Consider the following 18,151-nt stretch of genomic DNA (forward strand, 5'->3'; position numbering starts at 1 on the left):
AATTCACCGATTGTCATGATGTCCTGGGAAATTCTTCTGCCGCTGTGTTTGGGAATGGCGCTGGTCGCATTCCTGTATTCCTCTGTCGGGCATGCGGGTGCGTCGGGTTACATCGCTGTCATGGCCTTGGCGGGGCTGGCTCCGCAAATGATCAAACCCATTGCCCTGACTCTCAATATTCTTGTCGCTTTTGTCACCGCATGGAATTTTCTCCGTCGCGGGCATTTCTCATGGGCCATTTTTCTCCCCTTTGCGCTGGCATCCGTTCCCATGGCCTTCCTGGGCGGCTATTTGCATGTTGCCGACACACTGCTCCGCATTCTCATTGGCTGTGTCCTGCTCTACTCGAGTTTTTATTTTCTTTTTCATCCGCAGGAACCCTCCCAAATTCATGCTCCCTCCAAGCCGGTTTCATGCGGCGCGGGAGGAGTCTTGGGGCTTCTCTCCGGGATGACGGGAACAGGTGGCGGCATTTTTCTGACTCCTCTGCTTTTGCTGATGAAATGGTCGGGCACAAAAACTGCCGCAGGAATTTCCGCCCTTTTTATTTTGGTGAATTCATCAGCCGGTCTTGCGGGCCATTGGTTGAAATCTCCGGGAATTCCGGGCTTGGTTTGGCCAATGATCGCCTGTGTTCTCATCGGGGGATGGACGGGATCATTCCTCGGGAGCAACCGCTTCAGTGCTCCGATGATTAAGCGGCTGCTGTCGATTGTCCTGTTTGTGGCCGGTCTTAAGCTGATTTTTTCGCGGTGAGTTTTGCTATTGTGCGGTGAATTCCGGGGACACCACGACACTGACAAATCCTTCCGTGCCGAGATATTTTGCGGCGACGGCATTGACTTCCTCCAGCGTCAGAGCCTGAATTTTTTCGGCGTAACGGCTCTCGAAGTCCGTGCCGAGTCCGTAGAGTTCATTCAAAGCCGTTTTATAGGCGAGTATGGATGCGCTTTGGTTGGCGAGTTGTTGCGCTCCAATGAGTTTGGCCTTGGCCCGGTTAAATTCCTCCGGGGTGAGCCCTTTTTTGGCGAGGTCTTTGATCTCGGAGAGCATTTCCTTCTTTACGGCATCGACTTTTTTTGGGTCGGTGCCCACGTAAAAGACAAAACTGCCGGGATCCACACCGAGGAATTGACGCGCTCCGACAAAATAGGCCAAGCCCATCTTTTCACGAATGCGGATGAAAAACCGCGAGGCCAAATCGGAGGAGGCCTCCTCAATAATTTCGAGCGCGAATCGGTCGGCGGACTTGATGTCCACACCGTTAAACCCAAAGAGCACGATGGCCTGGGCTTTATCGACTTTCTCACCGACGAGAACGGGCTGATCCCTCCGAGTCTTGTCTCCTGGGCCCGTGGCAACATGCTTTTGTCCCGCAGCTGGCAGTGACCGAAAGGCGGCCTCCACCTTTTTGCGGACATCAGAGGCATTCACATCCCCGAAAACGGCGATGACCAGCTCTTGCGGGTTGAGCAATTTGCTGTGGAATGCCTTCAGCCTCTCCCGGTCCACGGAGGAAACTGTTGGTTCAGTGCCATTGACCGGGCGTGAGTAGGCATGTTCCCCGAAAAGATTCCGGTTGAGCAAATTGCGCGCGATGGTCATGGGCTGTTCGAGTTCGGCCTTGATCTCGGCAAGTTGCGCGGATTTTTCACGGTTGAGCGCGTCCTCGGGGAATGCGGGGTTCAGCAAAACATCCGCAAAAATCTCCAATCCGAGGTCGAAATCGGTTTTAAGAACCTCGACACTGGTGGAAAATGAGTTGTTGCCGCTGTCCGCGCCGATGCTGCCGCCGACCCCCTCGATCTCACGCGCCATTTGCTCCGCGGAACGTTTGGCGGTGCCTTTGAGAATCATTTTCCCAAGCAATTTGCTGATGCCATTGTCCTCGGGGGTTTCGGAAAGCAGTCCTCCACGGGTCACGGCCCGAAAGGTCACGAAAGGAACCCGGTCATCGCGGCATACGAGCAGACGAATCCCGTTGTCCAATGTGAAGGATTCCACTGCGGAACGCTCGGACTCCGATGCTGCATGTGATTGCGCATCCAGTGAACCCATCGGATTGAGAGAGGTTACGGTGAGGTTATTCGTGCGCAGATATGTTCTGGCCACGCGCATGACATCTTCCGCTGTCACTTTTTGCAGGTCTTCCAAGTAACCGGTGGTGAAATCCAGGTCGCGGGTCGCGAAATAATTGCTTCCGAGTTCCGCCGCCATCCCCTCGACCGTGCGTCGGGCGCCGAGAGCGGAGCTGATGAATGATTTTTTGGCTTTCTCAAGCTCATCCCTTGTCACAGGCTTGTTTTTGATCTGCTCGATCATTTCCAGAATCGCCGATTGCGCGGCGGCACGTTTGTCGGGTTCGCAAATGGCCGCCACGCCGAAAAGACCGGGATAACCGGGGGTGTAGGCGAAAGCGCTGATGGATTTGACCAGCTCCCGTTTTTCACGAATCTCCTGATAGAGACGTGAACTCCTCCCCTGCCCCAGAATCAGGGACAGCACGTCCAGAGCCGGGACATCGGGATTGGTCAGGTCGGGAATGTGAAAGGCCAGATTCAACCGGGTCAACTGGACATTGGACTCCTGATTGACCTCGTGCATGCTTAGTTGCGGGGGCTCGGCCTCAATCAAAGGGGGCGGCAGAGGCCCGCGCTTCCACCCGGCGGCGAGTTCGCGCACCTTTGCCTCGACGGCGTGGCTGTCCACGTCACCGACGATGACAAAGGTGATATTCTGCGGGACATACATTTTTTTGTAATACTCCATGACATCGTCACGGGTGAGCTGATTATAGACATCCAGATGACCGATGACGGGGGAATTTTGTAAGGGGTGCCGGGGTGTAGCCCTGCTCGAACATCAGGAGCATCGACATGCGGTCGGGATTGTCGTAGCCCATGGCGAATTCCCGCCGGATGACCTCCTGCTCCTTGACATATTCGTCCGGCGGCAGGGTGGAATTCCGCATCGCGTCGAAAAGCACGTCAGTCATTGTCGTCCAAGCGTCCGCCGGGCCGCTGATGTAATAAACAGTGCGGTCAAAGGACGTATAGGCATTGATCTGGCAGCCTTTGTCCTGCACTTCCTGCGCGATTTGCGAGTTCGACCGCGTGGTTGTCCCCTTGAAAAGCATGTGTTCGAGAATGTGGGACAACCCCGCACCGAGCCATTTGCCCTCGGTGATGCTCCCCGCGCCCACCCACATCTGTGCCGACACCACGGGGGCATTCCGATCCTCTTTGATGATGACCGAGAGTCCATTGTCCAGCACGACCAACCGTGCGCCCAGGGGTGGAACTTCGATGGAACTCTTCGATGGCATGCCTGTCATGATTTTTTGTCTCCCGGATGATTTTTTAAAAAGCCAAGCCGCCGCCGTGGCGAATGCCACGATGAGAATAAAAACGGCCAAAACTTGTCGGAAATAAGATGTCATTGGTTGTGATTTTGTCCACAGGGGTCGAGGGCTCGGCGCTTTTCACACGCACGGGCGGTCACTCGGGATGAATACCGGCGCGGAGAGTTTTGTTGCGCTTGGATTTTGCGGCGGTTTTTCCTTTCGGGCGGAAAGGCGCGTCAAATGCCTCCGCGAAATCATAACCGACATAGAAATCCTCCACACGGTCATGGTCGGTTTTTCCCAGAATCCCCTTGTCCACCATGTTAAAAACAATATGCCCGAAATCCTCGCATTTCTCGATCCCCCAATAGGCCAGCACTGTGCGCGACATCGGGCCAAATTCCGCAATCGCATAGTCCCGGATGCCTTCGAGCAGCTCCTGCCCGCTGACATGGCGGTTCGGGTTTTTGGAGTCTTTTTTATGGGTTTTGAGGGTGAAATCCAACGCCTCACGAACGAAGTCGTAGGACTCAGGCGCGTAACGGGGATCCTCGGAGAGAATCATGTCCAGCGCCTCATTGAAACTGATCTTCTTCATGCGAAATTTTTTCCTCCGGGATCGGTCGCGATTCAAGCGTCGATCCGCGCCAGATCATCACCAGCCCTCCGAGCAGTCCGGCCGACAGGATGACGGCAATCAGGATTTGTTCTTGTTTTGTCAGTGAAAACATTGCCCCGCCTTTTGACAAGTCTTTATGTCTCCGATCCTATGCCCCGTTCAGGCGTGTGGCAAATTTTTTCGCAAGAGCGCATCTTCGGATTGTTATTTTGCACCACCAGTTTGCCCGGGGGCGTCGGCGTCGCCGCCGAGTTCCGGAGGCCAGTGGGACAAATCATCTTGAGTGTTAAATGAAGCATGGATTCTTTCGAGCTCCTCCATTCTTTGCTCATACGGAAGCCTCGCCCAATCAGCTTTTTCCCGTCCGAACTCACGTTCCAGAAGTTCGTAATACTCCTCGGGAAACGGTTGATTTTGTGGTGTGATCGGAATGTGTTTCATGGCAGCATCACCTCCAAAGGGGGAAGAACACACTGAATTTCTTCGTCTCTTGCTGACAGCAATATTTGAGTGTCTTCACATCCTTTTTCATAAATTCTGGATTTTTGATCCAGTCCATTCAAGGGCGCTTTTGGCAGGTTATATCTTTCCGCCGCCTCCAAAACTCTCTCGTGCTGAAAGGCAAATGATTCATTTGTGGGCCAAGCGCCCACTGAGTCTTTTTGCCAGCTTCGATAAAAGGTTTTCCACTCGGATTGATAAATCTGGTATCGCGAACGGTTCACGCGTTCCCACAGGCTTTTTTCAATCAGCAAAAATCGTTCCAGCAGAATATCGGAACAATCATCAATACAGTTCAAGAGAGGACGGCTTGTCGACAATAATTGGCGTTGCTCTTTCCCGATCTGTCCCCAGGCTTTTCTGAGCAGGGACAAATCTCTCAAATGAAGCAATCCACTCTGCTCCCCGGAGAGCCATTCCTGCGCCGCCAGACCATTGACGAATGGCCAATCCTTCTGACGGTCCGTTTTTTTCATTGAGGCAACTGTGGAACGCGAGGCAATTAACCCGGATTCATATTTCAACAACTGGGGATTCACCCGTGGGGGTCTCCCAAAAAAATCAAGATGCTCCTCCGGCGCCAGCGCATGATTCCAAATGGCCAAATGACTCGTCCACCCGCCTTGGTGATACTCACGGCTCAAGGGTGCTCCGAAAATTCCCCGGTAAGAAATGCGCCAGTTGGCTCCGCTTAAACCTTTCTCTTGACGGCAGAGAAACGCCACGAGATTTTCAAAGTCATCAAGGTGAATGATCCAGTCGGTGTCCTTGGTGGTTTCTTGAATGCCATACTCCACACAGGCCATCCCGGAGGTTAACAAAGCCCGTATTCCCTGCTCCTTAAGCAAGTCCCGAAATATGCGGTAGAACTGGATGGGCGTGGTCATGAATAATCGCCAACAGATTATGCCTTTTCCAAAAGAGTGGCAAATTTTTTCACGTCGGTCACGGGCTCCTGACAGGCGAATGACTCGCAGACATAGGCGGTTCCCTGGCCGCCCACGGGCTCTTTGCCTTCCAGCAGGGGCAATTTGCCGGGGGCGGCGGCGACCACGCAGAAGGGAGCGAATTGCCCGCGCAGGATTTGCTCGAATGGGGCAATTTGCGCGCGGTCACCGGCCAGAACAATTTCCCGTGGCTTGGACGCGTGGAATTCCGCCGCGCAGAGCCAGTAGCCGAAGAAAAGCGGGGAACGCCCCACCAGATCGCGCACGAGCCGGAGGGACTGGTCGGCGGAGAATCCAAAATGCGGATTGCCCGCGAGTAGCGCGAGCTTTTGCAGGGCAAAGGCCATGACGCTGTTGCCGCAAGGGGTGGCATTGTCGTCGAATTCCTTGGGCCTTTGTATGAGCCTCTCGTGATCCTGCGAGGTGAAAAAGTATCCGCCCTTGTCCTTGTCGGCAAAGTGCTCCTGCACGATGCGCGCAAATTGCGCGGCGTGGGTGATCCATGCCTCATCATAGGTGGCTTGGTGGAGTTCGACCAAGCCTTCAATGACCAGCGCGTAATCCTCCAGATAGGCATTCAATGTCGAGCGTCCGTCCTTGTGATTCCTCCACAACCGCCCGGTGTCCGGCACGCGCAAATTGCCCAGGATGAATTCCGCATTTTTCCGCGCGGCCTCGGTGTAGCGGGGTTCCCCGAGCAAACGCCCCGCCTGGGCAAAACTCGACATCATCATGCCATTCCATGCGGTGAGGATTTTTTCGTCGCGTCCGGGTTTGATTCGTTTTTCACGGGCGCCGAAAAGTTTGCACCGCCATTCCTTCGCCTTCCGCGCAAATTGCCCGGGGTCGATCCCGTGCTCCCGCGCAAATTGCGCGGGCAATTTGCGGAGGTTCGGAATATTGGCATGTTCCCAATTTCCCCCGGCGCTGATGTCGAAATATTCCGCGGCCAGCGCGGCGTCCTCGTGTCCAATGACGGAATCAAATTCCTGTTTGCTCCAGACGAAAAACTTCCCCTCCACCCCTTCACTGTCCGCGTCCTGGGTGGAATAAAATCCGCCTTCCGGCGAGGTCATCTCGCGCAGAACGTATTCGAGAATGTCCACGCAGACATCCTTGTAAAAGGTATCCCCCGTCAGGAGCCACGCCTCCAGATAGAGCCGGCTCAGGAGGGCATTGTCATAGAGCATTTTTTCAAAATGCGGCACGAGCCATTCCGCATCGGTGGAGTAACGGCAGAATCCCCCCCCGATCTGGTCATACATTCCCCCACCCGCCATTTTGTCGAGAGTCAGCCGGAGCAATTTGCCCGCAGTTTCGTCTCCCGTGCGATGAATGTATCTCGCCAGAAACATCAGCGTCATGGCCTGGGGAAATTTCGGGGCGGCGCCGAATCCTCCATTGTAGGGGTCGATCTGCCGAACCACCTGCTGGGCGAGTTTGTCGAGCACGGGCCGGGTGAATGAATTTTGCGACGGTTCTGCCTTGAGAAAATCGCCCATCTCCTCGACGAGTTGATGTCCCTGCTTGAGCAATTCATCCTTGCGCTGGCGGTAGGCGGCGGCGACGGATTCGAGGACTTGGACAAATCCCGGACGTCCATAACGCCCCTCGGGAGGGAAGTAGGTGCCGCCGTAGAAAGGAATGCCCTCCGGAGTCAGGAACACATTCAAGGGCCAGCCGCCTTGGCCGGTCATTTGTTGAACCGCCTGCATGTAAATATGGTCGAGATCGGGGCGTTCCTCGCGGTCCACTTTGATATTGATGAAAAGCCGGTTCATCACACCCGCGATTTCGGGGTTCTCAAATGACTCATGCTCCATGACATGGCACCAGTGACAGGCGGAATACCCAATCGACAAAAGAATGGGTTTGTCCTCGGCCTTGGCCTTGGCCAATGCCTCCGCTGACCAAGGGAACCAATCCACCGGATTGTGCGCATGTTGCAGCAGATAGGGGCTGGTTTCGTGGATGAGTGAATTCGTGTGTGGGGAATGTGTCGCGCTCATGGCACTGACACCATCGCAAAAAAAGCAATTTGCGCAAGCGAATCAACTGAGCGAATTCAATCTGGCTGTCATGACATCAAATGATTGAAGAATGAATGGAATATTTCCGCATTTGGGAACCCACTTAAAATGATCGGTCACTCATTCGGGATCGTTCACGCGATAGACAATGGGGTTCAGCTCAGTCTGAATGACTTCTCCGGGTTTCGTGCCGGGCATCCACCAGTTCATGTCATTGATCTGATCCTTGTTCTTTGGAGCAAACATTTTTGTGCCATCCTCGATGTAAATCACTGTCATGACAGCGCGCATCCGATCTGTGAGGTTGGCTCCAGCCCGGTGGAGAGTCCAGCCATAGTGAAAGCTCACTTCACCCAAGTCGAAAGGGGTATCCACCACGGGCAGATCCTTGACACGAATGGTTTCCCGAATCACTTCCTCACTCTGGTCACTGATTTCAATATCGTGAGCGACTTTGATTTTGTGGCTGCCGCAACTAAATGCCAGAGGCCCCATTTCCATCGGGGTGTCTTGTAATGGAATCCAAGCCGTAACCGTATTGAATGTGTCCACAGGCCAATAATACTGATCCACATGCCAGGGAGTCGCGCCGCCTTGGGGTTCTTTATAGAGAGCCTGATCATGATACATGCGCACGCCTGAAACGCCTAAAAGCTCCGTTGCGATTTTAGCCAGCCGTTTGCTGAAAGAAAATTCGCGAACTTTATCGTCCTTACGCCAGAGATTATGGATTTGTTGAAAGGCTTTTTCGTATGTGCTGCGCTCGTGCATCGGCTTGGTCATGGTGTTGTATTGGGCGACAGCCTGGCTGATAATGGGTTCCCAATATGCGATTTCCTCGGGGGAGAAAACATTTTTGAGCTTGATAAACCCATTCTCTTGGAAGAAGGCAATTTGCTCCGGGGTGATGGCGTAATGGGTGTTGATCGGGGGAATTGTTTGAGCATTCATAAGGGATAAAGGGGATAAAATTCTGCGATTCATAAGATTGAAGCCATACGCAAGAGAAATCATCCCGTTTTCAGTCAAAAACTGATACTTTTTTGACTCGTCCCTCAGAATGATTCCGCTGCCCTCACCAAAACAGGCTGTATTCTTGGTGTGATTTCATTTCCGAATCGCCGTCTGGACGTGACAGTTTCGGTTGAGTTCTCGACAATCAAACGCGATGGGGTTAACCTGACATCTCCCCCTTCATGAAAGCTCAATTGGAAAAAATACCATTTGGACAAACGGCTTGGATTTGTCGGAAATTCTCCCTGCCCCGGTTTCATTATCCTTGGCATTTTCACCCGGAGTTGGAGTTGACATTGATCTTATCCAGCCGTGGCACACGTTTCGTGGGAGACAAAATCGACTCTTTCAAGGAAGGCGATCTGGTTTTTCTCGGGGCGGATTTGCCCCATGTCTGGCTCAATGATAAAAATCACAAAGGCAAAGCCGAGTCAATCGTGCTGCAATTCCGTCAGGAACTCTTTTCCTCACAGCTTATCCCGGAAAAGGAACACATTCGGATTCTCCATCTTTTCCAAAAGGCCCGGAGAGGGTTGCTCTTGGGTGGGCGTCTCAGAGACAATGTCGAAAAGTCACTCACCAAGATGATGACCTTGGAACCAATTCCCGGCTTGTCGTTATTTCTCGAAATCTTGGATGGGATGTCCTTAAGCCGTGAATACCGTCCCATTGCTTCAGCAGGATATGAGCCTCTGCTCAATGGAGAGGACAGTTTGAGAATGAACAAAGTCTTTCAATTCCTTCACGGGCATTTCAAAGAGGATATTTTCGAAAAAGAAATGGGAGCTCTGATTGGAATGAGTCCTTCGGCTTTTAGCCGGTATTTCAAAAGGAGAACAGGAACCACATTCGCCTCATTTTTAATTGATTTGCGATTGTCCCACGCCTGTAAATTGCTCATCGAAAGCGACCGCACAATCGCCGAGATTTGCTTTGAATCAGGTTTTTTAAATCTGTCGAATTTTAACCGTCAATTCCTGCGCAGAAAAGGATGCAGCCCCAAAGCCTACCGTCAACGTGCCATCGCACTCATTTAAACCCATTCCAAAATTTTAAATCATTCAACGCACGACTCATTCACCTCGCCGGAATCGCGGGCGACCATTTCAGCCATTCATCCTGGGGTTTGTCCGCAACAGTAAAGATTCGCCCCGGCTTGGCTTGTGCCGCCAGTCGCCCGCCCTGTTGTTCCGGAGTGGCAAATGCGACTCCCCCGGCGATCAATGCCTGCAAGGGCGCGACATTGAGGGTCGCCCCCATGCCGAGAAATCCGAAATTGGCATTAATCCCGCCCGCATTCCAGAAAACGGAATTCTCCCGGAGCAGATGCCGGTATTCATGAAAAATCAAAGCCTTCATCTCGGCTTGTGTGGCATTCGCGCTCAACCCTGTGGAGACAATTCGCCCGACAGGGATATTCTTGTAATAAACAGGAGCGCCCTCATTGATTTTGAGCGTGGATGAATGAAGGCGCACCAGCAGTCCATCGGCGTGTTCGGTCGTAATCTCATCGACGAGCGACCAGTCGGTGACTTTGAAGGAATCCTGCACCGCCCCTTTGCCGGGGAATGCCTCCAGATAAATGCCGCTGAATGCCGTGTCGGCTCCGCTGACACCCTCCCAGCCGATTTTGGGCCGAACCACCCAGTAGCGCGCGCCTTCCCGCACCAGACTTTCCGCCTCCGGGCGAAGGGAGGCCCGGGCTTTGATTCGTCCCAAACCGCCGTCAAACTCGACGGTTTCGATCACCCCGACATTCATCCCCTGATGTTTGATGAAGGTGCGTTGCGGCCCGATTCCCGAGGCGTTGTCGAGCGTCAGCTCCACCGACAGCCCTGAATTCCGCGCCAACACAGGACTGTCATAAAGCCGGAATTTGTCCAAATCCTTGGCGGGTTCGCGCCCGAGCGCTGAATCGAAATTGTCAAACGTGATGCCGCCTTCGATGAATTCCTTGAGAGAATCAATCTGAACATTGAACAGCCCCGGGCCCGCGCTGGCTGTCAGGCGAGGCATCCGGAAAAACTTTGTCGAGGCATTGATCATGGAGATGTAATTGGTCTTGATGTAAACGCGCATGACGACATTGGACATGTCTTCGGAAAGAAGGAGTTTTTCGACCTTGCCCACAGGAACCCGGCGGTAGTAGATGGGCGAACCCGGATTCACCCCGTCAGAGGTCGCCGCGATTAATTCCAGACTCAGTCCGGGGTCATTAAGCGGAATGATCGGGGGTCCGGGAAGCGCGACAAAATCGTATTGAGGTGGGCCGCTCCCGATGGATGATGCGATGTAAACACCGGAGACAATCGTGTCCAAGCCGCTGACATTGCCCAGGCTGATCGTCGGTTTCACCACCCAGAAGGCGGAACCCCCGACAGCCAGAGTCTCCGCTTCCCGGATCAAACGAACTTTGACCAGAACTTTGGAGAGCGCCTCATTGAATCCGATGCCGATGACTGTGCCGACATCCACCCCAAGATGTTTGAGACTGGACTTGCCGGGTTCAAGCCCCGTCGCGTCGTCCATTTGAATGGTGATCACCGGCCCGCGAACAGACAAAGTTTGATAGACCAGCCAACCCGCCGCAATCAGCGCGATCAATGGAATGATCCAAGCCGCGGACACACGGTCATTTTTGACGACAACCGCCTCGGGAATCCCGCCCACAGAAGCAGGGGCTTTCGGCTGTTTTTCATTTGAGGAATCGTCGGTCATGCTGTTTGGCAGTTAACCCGCTTTTCATCCCAAATCAACCTTGGATCGAAAAAATCGGCGGCAAAAAGTGTGAGAATGACCACGGCGGCAAAGGCCACCGCCCCCACTTGGGGGACAACCGTCGCCAACACCCCCAACTGACCGAGCGCCACGAGGATCGACAGGAGAAAAATGTCCACCATCGACCACACCCCAATCGCCTCGACAATCCGGTAGAGCCGTGTCCGGTCACGCCGGGAAAAGCGGTTCGATCCGGCCATGACACACAGATAGAAAAGCACGGCCAGCTTGGCAAAAGGCACGATGATGCTGGCGCAAAAAACCAGCAAAGCCACAGGGGCCATGCCCGAGTCGTAAAGCTCCATCACCCCACCCCAGACGGTGAGGTGCTGCACATCGCCTTTGAGGGTCAGGGTCATCACCGGAAAAAGATTCGCGGCGGGGTAAAGAAACAATCCCGCCAGAACAAAGGCCCATGTTTTCTGGAGTGAGTGCGGTTTGCGAATCGAGAGCCTTTCCCCACAGCGGTGACATGAGAGTGTCTGGCGCGGGGCAAATTGCGCGGGCAGACGGTTCTCCGCCCCGCATTCGAGGCATTTGACGATGCCATGTTCCCGTCCTGTGCTCATGCGCGGGCCCCCGATGTCTGTCCGGAGATTTCATTCCACACCCGATCCTCGTCGAGTGACCATGTCGCCGCCAGGGAACAAACAAAAAGGGCAAAGAGCACCCACGCCCCTGTGTCCAAGGAGGCATGCCCCATCTGGTCGAGCTTGGTGATCGCCACCAGAATCGCGGCGGCATAGACTTCGATCAATCCCCATTTGCCGACCTTGCGGCAGAGCTTGAAAACAGGGCGCAGTCCCGGCGCTGCAAACCCGCATTTCAACGGGAGCAAAACGTAAACCAATCCGGCCATTTTGAAAGCCGGTGCAAAAAGACTCGTCCAGAGAATGAGCAGCGCCACTGGCCAGTATATCCCATGCATCAGGCTGTCAGGCCCGGTCGTCAGATAGTTCGAGGCTTGACTGCCTTGGAAAGTGAAGGTCAGAACCGGGAAAGCATTAGCAAAAAGCGCGAATAAAAGTCCGGCCAGCGCAAACGAGAGGGTTCGATCAATCGTCGCGGGTTTGTGCTCAAGCAAAGTGCATCCGCAGGCGTAACATTCCAAGTCCCCCTTCTCCATATGGATCGGGGGAACCCGGTTCATCCGGTCGCATTGGGGACAAATGATCGTTTGTCTCTGATCGGTCTGTGGCACGGGAGTTGGGATTACCATTTTGAACCCATCCCTGAAAGGATATTTTTGCGCTGGATTCTTCGGCGGGAGTCATTTCGATCAAATTGATCCATGAATCACGCGATCCTTATTTTTTGCTTTTTGGGTTTATGCCTCATGAGTCCTTCATTGATGAGGGCTGAAACAGCAAAACAAATTGCTGTCCAAGGGATCGTCACAGGAACCGTTCAAAAAGTGGGGTTTCGCGCCCACATTCTCAAAACGGCGATTCGATACAATCTCGCCGGCATGACAAAAAATCAGGATGACGGAACGGTCATTTTCACCCTGCAAGGAGACTCCAAACGGATCGAAAGGGCTTTGAATGAAATCCGGGCTGGCACAAAAAAATCAACGGTGGAATCCGTCACGGTCACTCCTGCGGAATTCAACCCCGCGATCAACACCTTCACGGTTCTGGCATGGACATCCCACAGTCGGAAGATCACGACACCCTATGACCTGATTTTCACCCAGAGACAAAAGGATGACATCATCTCCAGGGCCGCCGCAAAAAAGGAATTTGACCGCATCCTCGAAACCACGATCAAAGTCCCCTGACGCTTTTTTTGCGCGCTTGAGGATTTTGCCATCGGTCAGAACTCAACAAATCGGCAAGGGCTTGCGTTCCCACTGTTTGCCGCCGTTTTTGCTGATGCTCTGCCAGCTGGAACGGTCATTCATGGAGACCCAGCGGCGTTCCTCGGTGCGGTAGTGCCAGTCCTTGTCCACGAGGTAATGAATCTGGCGTCCGTCACACTCGATGATGTTGCAGATTTCCGAGACGTGATGATTCTGCACGTCGCTGTCCTGGCGTTTTTCCTTGGCAATCTCCGAGTAGAGTGAGTTCAGGTCGCGCAACCCCGTTTCTATGCCCGAATCCAACGGCTTGACATGGAGTCCGATGCGAACCGCCTCCCGCGCGGTGATCGGGTAGGAGTGCGAAGGGTATTCGCTGTTGAGCTCCCGGCTGATGCGCCGGATTTTTTCCGGTCGCGGAGATGGTAGCTCAGCAGCTCCTCACACACGCGCATGGACAACGAACTCGACCGGTCCAGCGCCCCGATAACCAGAGGATGCAGGTATTTGTAAACCTCGGGGAATGGGTTTTGCGCGCCGGTCTGCTGTTTCCACAGGCGCAAAATGCGCGAGACCTCGTCCTGACTGACTGAGACGAGGTAATTATTGTGATCCACGGGGGAAAGATCGTGTTTGAGGGAGCTGTCCACGGCTGTCAGATAGGAGGTCGGGCCCATGTGAATTTCATTGGCTCCGAGAGCGACCATCGTGGCCGCTGAGGCGCACTCGAATGGCGCCAGCAAAATGATTTTTTCAAACTGGGTGCGGAGCAAATGCACCAGACGCAGGGCCGCCTCGGGATTGCCGCCATTGGATTTTAGGAAAAGCGCCAGCGTTTTGGCTTTGGGCATTTCAGCCAGCAGATGGGAAAAGACAATGATGTCATTGTGGCAGATGGAGCCGCCCGAGCTCGTCCAATAGGAGATGAATGGCATTTTCATGCGCACGGCGAGCCGTCGGAAAATGGCCTGGGTTTTTTCCACTGCGGCGATGTATTCATCCATGAGCATGGGCGCGGGGGAAGGAATGCGGGCGGTCGGTTTTTTGCGGGAAATTTTTGCCATGCATTCATTAAAGCAAAACCCGGCACGGACGCAAGGAGCGCATTCGTGCCGGATTTGATTTTTTTGGGGGGAGGATGGAGAAATCGCACTTAAACGGTCACGGCATCCTCTTTGACCGCATACGTGCCGGGGTATGCCACTCGTTTACCGTCTTTGACAAAAGGAATGTCAAAGGCCCAGGGGGCGGTTCCTTCCTTGTTCATAATCACCTCGGGGGAATACTGGGGCAGGTAAACCCGGCGCATTTTATTCGTGCGGTTGAATCCGCTGCGATGGAAAAGCTTGCTGGAGAAAGCCACCACACTGCCCGCCGGGCAAATGACCGGCACGCCGGGATCATCCCCGAAATAACCGACCAGATCGTTGCTCCCCTCTTCCTTCACATGCTCGATTCTTTCGCGTGTGCCCGCCCGGCTGTAGGGCAGGACATAGACCGTGCCATTCTCCTCATTGACATCATCCAGTGGACACCAGCACGTCAGGTAGGCCTTGTGATCATGGCTGACATAACCACTGTCCTGATGCCATGAGAATTTCGAACCTTTTTCAGCCGCCTTGATGACGTATTGTTCGTGAAAAAGATAAACATTGTCGCCGAGGGCCGCTGTGGAAACCTCATACATCAGATCGCTGAAAAGGAAATCGGTGAGAATGCGGCTGTGCTGGTGTTTGTTATGAACGAAATAGCGGCTGTTCCGGTGGTTGATCCCAATGACATCAGTGCCTTGGGCATCCATCTCACGGTGGAGCATGCCGATGTAACGGTCCGTTTCGGCGCGGAGACCTTCGAGCTGGTCCTGGCTCATGACGGCTTCGAGGATCATGTATCCTTCCTCGTGGAATTGGCGGAGTTGTTCGGGGGTGACGACGGACATGTTTTTTTCCTTTGGGTCAATGTTTGGGGTTTAGAGGATGAAAAGAGTCCTAATCGCTTTTTCGGATTTTGTCCTTCAATCCATCACATCTTTATAGCATAATATCACCATGCCGAAAAAACGTTACGGATACGGGGAAATGGGCGTGGACACGACTTTGCGTTTCCACGCTGGATTCACAGAGCTCAATGGCACGGACTTCGACGATCACACACACGCCTATTCGGAGCTGGTCATTGCCTTGTCCGGTGAATCCGAACATCTCGTCAATGGTTCGCTGGAACGCATCACGGGCGGCGATGTCTTCGTTTTTAATGGGAACTCCTCCCATGCCTTTCGGAAGACGCGCAATTTGCGCCTGTGCAATATCGCCTATGACCCCGGCAAATATCTCACGGGCCTGCGCGACCTGCGCAAATTGCCGGGCTACCACGCGCTTTTCATGATCGCGCCCAATGTGCGCGGGGGACATTTCCGCAGCCACCTTCATCTGTCGCCCCGTGATCTGGCCATCGCGCTGGACATGGCCCACAGGCTGGAGAGTGAATATCTGGAAAGAAATCCAGGGTTTCAGGCGATGATCCAGAGTGTCTTTCTCCAGTTGGTCACATTTCTGTCCCGCCAATATGGTGAAGTGGGCCGGGAAAAGAAAAATCCGGACGCGGTTCGACGCCTAGCGGCATCGGTGGCATACATGGAAAACCACTTTGGCGAGGACATCACCCTGGAGCAATTGGCGCGGCTGGCGCACCTGTCGAAAAACCAATTCCTCCGCGTTTTTCGCCGAACCTACTCCGACACCCCCATCGACTATCTCAACGCCCTCCGCACCGCCAAGGCCTGTGAAATGATGCGCGACCAGCCGGACACCAAGCTCGTGCAAATCGCCCTGGAATGCGGCTTCGGCGACGGCAACTATTTCTCCCGTGTCTTCCGCAAAAAAATGGGTTGCTCCCCCAGAGAATACCGTGACCGCTTATCTCTCCGATGAAAGGAAGGATAATGCAAGGTTTGTAGTGGTTGGGGGCTGCATTCGGTAAATCGCATTGTTGGGCCAGTTTTTCATATTTTTGTTTTGACTTACCTTACTAACTTAGGTTACTTTTCTTACTAATGCAGACCGAAAAATCAAAAAAGAACACCAAGACCTTCCCTCTCGAAATTGAGGATGATTTGCACAAACAGCTCAAAATGAAAGCGATAGAGGAGGACAAAACCCTTCATTCTCTCATCATCGACACTCTCTCGGCTCGGGTTCATGAGGAGCCTTCCATATACACCACTCGCCACACAAAAGGAGAGAGGGCATGAAAATCCAATACACCAACGGGGCGAATCCATGGCCGATCAGATGCAGTGAGCGTGAACCTGTGCAGATCATCTCTGGTGATGTGCGTGAAAAGCTCAGGGAGATTCCTGAAAACACCTTCCACACATGCATCACATCCCCTCCCTATTGGGGAATGCGCGATTACGGGCATGAAAATCAAATAGGCGCAGAAGATTCGCTGCCCGAATATGTAAACAACTTGGTTTCGTGCTTCCGTGATGTCCGCCGAGTGTTGCGAAATGATGGAACATTCTGGCTGAATATTGGCAACACCTACACGTCAGGGGGAAGGGCATGGAGAGACAAAGACACCAAGAACAAAGGCCGCGCCATGTCCTATCGCCCGGACACTCCGGAAGGCTTGAAGCCAAAAGATTTGATTGGTGTGGCTTGGATGGTGGCAATGGCATTGCAGTTGGATGGTTGGTATCTTCGCTCAGACATTGTCTGGCACAAGCCGAACTGCCAGCCAGAGTCCGTTAAGGACCGTGTGACTGTGTCGCACGAATATCTTTTCATGTTCTCGAAAAGTGAGAATTACTACTTCGATCAAGAGGCCATCAAAGAGACCACGGCGGACGGAAAGGCCAAAAAAAACAAACGGACAGTATGGTCCATAAATACCGAGCCTTGCAAAGAATCCCATTTTGCAGTCTTTCCCCGCGCACTCGTCCGCCCATGCATTCTCGCGGGGTCTCCCCATAATGGTCTTGTCCTTGATCCGTTCTTCGGGAGTGGAACTGTAGGCGTGGTGTCAATCGAAACCGGAAGAAAATGCGTGGGAGTCGAGGCAAAACCAGAATATGTCAAAATCGCGAAAAACAGAATAAACGCTGCAACACCATCGTTGTTTATGGATTGTCTGCAATAGCAGGAAAATCCCAGGTTCCATGGACGACGCAAAGCTCTTTTCTGAGGCCCTTAATCTGCAATTTTCTTTCACCGCCGCCGTCGAAGTAGAGCGAGAACAAGAGATCATCCCCTTCCTCAATATGGCAGTATCCCGGTTTGGGGTTCTGCGAACTCTCCGTTTTCATTTCGAGGCGGCCAGTGGCCGCCTTTGCAAGCAATGGTTTCGGAATCTCAACCAATTCATAGCGATAGGAAGGAGTCCCCTTCCGCAAGGCTCTGAGGATGAGAATTCTTTGAATTCCTGCAAGATTGTTCAGAAACTGTTGGCGAAGACCAATGAGATCCGCCGGATCGCTCCCCCATTGACCTCCTCCCAATTCCATAAACTTTGAGATGTGAATTGCGCTCTCCTTGATGCCCTTGGCCGCTTCAGTCTTGAGAGAAAACCGTTCCTGCCCGATCTCAATGTCATAACCGCGCGATCCCCTTGCCGCCAGCTTGGCCGCAAAGCGTGATTCCACAAGCACACGTTCAAGAGCATACTCAAACTTATCTTTGGAAAAGGGTTCACGGGAAAAAGCGTGATGCAGGCGCAGAACATCGCCAAAATCTTCCAGAACCTGACTGGTGATTAAAGTTGAACCTTTATTGCGGGAATAAGTTTTGGGGGTCTGGAAAACCCCGACAACTTTGTCAACTAACTGGAGGCGGTATGAGGAAAGTTTGGGAATTGCGTCGATGAGCCGCTGTATTCTTTCATTTTTGGTCATTCAAATTGATCTTTGAGCATCCGATGCGGATTCGCGAGTATTTTTTTTGCCCAACGACAAACTCGTGCAAATTGCGCTGGAATGCGGCTTCGGCGACGGCAACTATTTTTCCCGTGTCTTCCGCAAAAAAATGTGTTGCTCCCCCAGAGAATACCGTGATCGCTTATCTCTCCGATGAAATGTCCGATGATGCAAGGTTTGATGTGACGAGAGGATCCATTAATCTCCGC

The 18,151-nt window shown here is 53.2% G+C and carries 22 protein-coding genes; 7 read left to right on the forward strand and 15 right to left on the reverse strand.

What is annotated here, in order from left to right; genetic code table 11:
* Positions 1 to 15 precede the first annotated feature (15 nt).
* Positions 16 to 756: a sulfite exporter TauE/SafE family protein gene (locus QQ055_RS05515; protein ID WP_284475485.1), complete on the forward strand. Its 741-nt coding sequence runs from the start codon at positions 16 to 18 to the stop codon at positions 754 to 756.
* A gap of 6 nt (positions 757 to 762) precedes the next feature.
* Here the strand turns inward: QQ055_RS05515 and QQ055_RS05520 are convergent, their stop codons facing one another.
* The 8 genes from QQ055_RS05520 to QQ055_RS05555 form a co-directional block, all read right to left on the reverse strand.
* A complete protein-coding gene (locus QQ055_RS05520) occupies positions 763 to 2,814 on the reverse strand; it encodes a M16 family metallopeptidase (protein WP_349775322.1) in 2,052 nt (683 codons plus the stop codon).
* Positions 2,792 to 3,439 carry a M16 family metallopeptidase gene (locus QQ055_RS05525; RefSeq protein ID WP_286004332.1) on the reverse strand — a complete coding sequence of 216 codons (648 nt, stop codon included), beginning with the start codon at positions 3,437 to 3,439 and terminating at the stop codon, positions 2,792 to 2,794. Before QQ055_RS05525 ends, QQ055_RS05520 begins: the two co-directional genes overlap by 23 nt.
* Before the next feature lie 58 nt (positions 3,440 to 3,497).
* Positions 3,498 to 3,941 carry a Minf_1886 family protein gene (locus QQ055_RS05530; protein ID WP_284475488.1) on the reverse strand — a complete coding sequence of 148 codons (444 nt, stop codon included), beginning with the start codon at positions 3,939 to 3,941 and terminating at the stop codon, positions 3,498 to 3,500.
* Positions 3,919 to 4,074, reverse strand: a complete 156-nt coding sequence (locus QQ055_RS05535; RefSeq protein WP_284475489.1) for a hypothetical protein — start codon at positions 4,072 to 4,074, stop codon at positions 3,919 to 3,921. Before QQ055_RS05535 ends, QQ055_RS05530 begins: the two co-directional genes overlap by 23 nt.
* Positions 4,075 to 4,166: 92 nt before the next feature.
* Positions 4,167 to 4,403, reverse strand: a complete 237-nt coding sequence (locus tag QQ055_RS05540) for a hypothetical protein (protein ID WP_284475490.1) — start codon at positions 4,401 to 4,403, stop codon at positions 4,167 to 4,169.
* A complete protein-coding gene (locus QQ055_RS05545) occupies positions 4,400 to 5,260 on the reverse strand; it encodes a hypothetical protein (protein ID WP_286004333.1) in 861 nt (286 codons plus the stop codon). Before QQ055_RS05545 ends, QQ055_RS05540 begins: the two co-directional genes overlap by 4 nt.
* Positions 5,261 to 5,367: 107 nt before the next feature.
* The gene (locus QQ055_RS05550; RefSeq protein ID WP_285963138.1) at positions 5,368 to 7,419 is read right to left on the reverse strand and encodes a thioredoxin domain-containing protein; all 2,052 of its coding nucleotides are present in this window, start codon (positions 7,417 to 7,419) and stop codon (positions 5,368 to 5,370) included.
* Positions 7,420 to 7,560: 141 nt separating this feature from the next.
* Positions 7,561 to 8,391, reverse strand: a complete 831-nt coding sequence (locus QQ055_RS05555; RefSeq protein WP_284475494.1) for a phytanoyl-CoA dioxygenase family protein — start codon at positions 8,389 to 8,391, stop codon at positions 7,561 to 7,563.
* A 245-nt stretch (positions 8,392 to 8,636) separates the two neighbouring features.
* On the opposite strand from QQ055_RS05555, the gene QQ055_RS05560 reads away from it, so the two are divergent.
* Positions 8,637 to 9,491 carry an AraC family transcriptional regulator gene (locus QQ055_RS05560; RefSeq protein ID WP_285963139.1) on the forward strand — a complete coding sequence of 285 codons (855 nt, stop codon included), beginning with the start codon at positions 8,637 to 8,639 and terminating at the stop codon, positions 9,489 to 9,491.
* Between the two features lie 40 nt (positions 9,492 to 9,531).
* On the opposite strand, the gene QQ055_RS05565 is transcribed toward QQ055_RS05560, so the two are convergent.
* Genes QQ055_RS05565 through QQ055_RS05575 form a run of 3 tightly spaced genes read right to left on the reverse strand, consistent with a single transcriptional unit; the run spans position 9,532 to position 12,316 of the window.
* Entirely contained in the window at positions 9,532 to 11,172 is a 1,641-nt protein-coding gene (locus QQ055_RS05565) for a PqiB family protein (RefSeq protein ID WP_284475496.1), read from the reverse strand.
* Positions 11,169 to 11,801, reverse strand: a complete 633-nt coding sequence (locus QQ055_RS05570) for a paraquat-inducible protein A (protein WP_284475497.1) — start codon at positions 11,799 to 11,801, stop codon at positions 11,169 to 11,171. Before QQ055_RS05570 ends, QQ055_RS05565 begins: the two co-directional genes overlap by 4 nt.
* Complete coding sequence (locus tag QQ055_RS05575; protein ID WP_286004334.1) at positions 11,798 to 12,316, reverse strand: paraquat-inducible protein A; 519 nt, start codon at positions 12,314 to 12,316, stop codon at positions 11,798 to 11,800. The genes QQ055_RS05570 and QQ055_RS05575 overlap by 4 nt, the downstream gene beginning before the upstream one ends.
* A 252-nt stretch (positions 12,317 to 12,568) precedes the next feature.
* Between QQ055_RS05575 and QQ055_RS05580 the strand changes: the two genes are divergently transcribed.
* A complete protein-coding gene (locus tag QQ055_RS05580; RefSeq protein ID WP_284475499.1) occupies positions 12,569 to 13,012 on the forward strand; it encodes an acylphosphatase in 444 nt (147 codons plus the stop codon).
* 42 nt (positions 13,013 to 13,054) lie between these two features.
* Here the strand turns inward: QQ055_RS05580 and QQ055_RS05585 are convergent, their stop codons facing one another.
* The 3 genes from QQ055_RS05585 to QQ055_RS05595 form a co-directional block, all read right to left on the reverse strand.
* Positions 13,055 to 13,336 (reverse strand): hypothetical protein, encoded by a 282-nt coding sequence (locus tag QQ055_RS05585; RefSeq protein WP_286004335.1) that lies wholly within the window; start codon positions 13,334 to 13,336, stop codon positions 13,055 to 13,057.
* Positions 13,321 to 14,094 (reverse strand): Clp protease/crotonase-like domain-containing protein, encoded by a 774-nt coding sequence (locus QQ055_RS05590; protein WP_286004336.1) that lies wholly within the window; start codon positions 14,092 to 14,094, stop codon positions 13,321 to 13,323. The genes QQ055_RS05585 and QQ055_RS05590 overlap by 16 nt, the downstream gene beginning before the upstream one ends.
* A gap of 89 nt (positions 14,095 to 14,183) precedes the next feature.
* Positions 14,184 to 14,969: a phytanoyl-CoA dioxygenase family protein gene (locus QQ055_RS05595; protein ID WP_284475501.1), complete on the reverse strand. Its 786-nt coding sequence runs from the start codon at positions 14,967 to 14,969 to the stop codon at positions 14,184 to 14,186.
* A gap of 109 nt (positions 14,970 to 15,078) precedes the next feature.
* Here QQ055_RS05595 and QQ055_RS05600 point away from each other — a divergent pair, with 109 nt between their 5' ends.
* The 3 genes from QQ055_RS05600 to QQ055_RS05605 all read left to right on the forward strand — a co-directional run bounded on the left by QQ055_RS05600 (position 15,079) and on the right by QQ055_RS05605 (position 17,170).
* Positions 15,079 to 15,960 carry a helix-turn-helix domain-containing protein gene (locus QQ055_RS05600; RefSeq protein WP_284475502.1) on the forward strand — a complete coding sequence of 294 codons (882 nt, stop codon included), beginning with the start codon at positions 15,079 to 15,081 and terminating at the stop codon, positions 15,958 to 15,960.
* 122 nt (positions 15,961 to 16,082) lie between these two features.
* Complete coding sequence (locus QQ055_RS10885) at positions 16,083 to 16,280, forward strand: toxin-antitoxin system HicB family antitoxin (protein WP_432805999.1); 198 nt, start codon at positions 16,083 to 16,085, stop codon at positions 16,278 to 16,280.
* The gene (locus tag QQ055_RS05605) at positions 16,277 to 17,170 is read left to right on the forward strand and encodes a DNA-methyltransferase (protein WP_284475503.1); all 894 of its coding nucleotides are present in this window, start codon (positions 16,277 to 16,279) and stop codon (positions 17,168 to 17,170) included. The genes QQ055_RS10885 and QQ055_RS05605 overlap by 4 nt, the downstream gene beginning before the upstream one ends.
* Here the strand turns inward: QQ055_RS05605 and QQ055_RS05610 are convergent.
* Positions 17,151 to 17,921 carry a hypothetical protein gene (locus tag QQ055_RS05610; protein WP_284475504.1) on the reverse strand — a complete coding sequence of 257 codons (771 nt, stop codon included), beginning with the start codon at positions 17,919 to 17,921 and terminating at the stop codon, positions 17,151 to 17,153. The two genes, QQ055_RS05605 and QQ055_RS05610, sit on opposite strands and share 20 nt — an antisense overlap.
* A gap of 64 nt (positions 17,922 to 17,985) precedes the next feature.
* Here QQ055_RS05610 and QQ055_RS10815 point away from each other — a divergent pair, with 64 nt between their 5' ends.
* Positions 17,986 to 18,099 carry a helix-turn-helix domain-containing protein gene (locus QQ055_RS10815; RefSeq protein WP_349775323.1) on the forward strand — a complete coding sequence of 38 codons (114 nt, stop codon included), beginning with the start codon at positions 17,986 to 17,988 and terminating at the stop codon, positions 18,097 to 18,099.
* The last annotated feature ends 52 nt before the right edge of the window (positions 18,100 to 18,151 follow it).

This window comes from Geitlerinema calcuttense NRMC-F 0142, assembly GCF_030285425.1.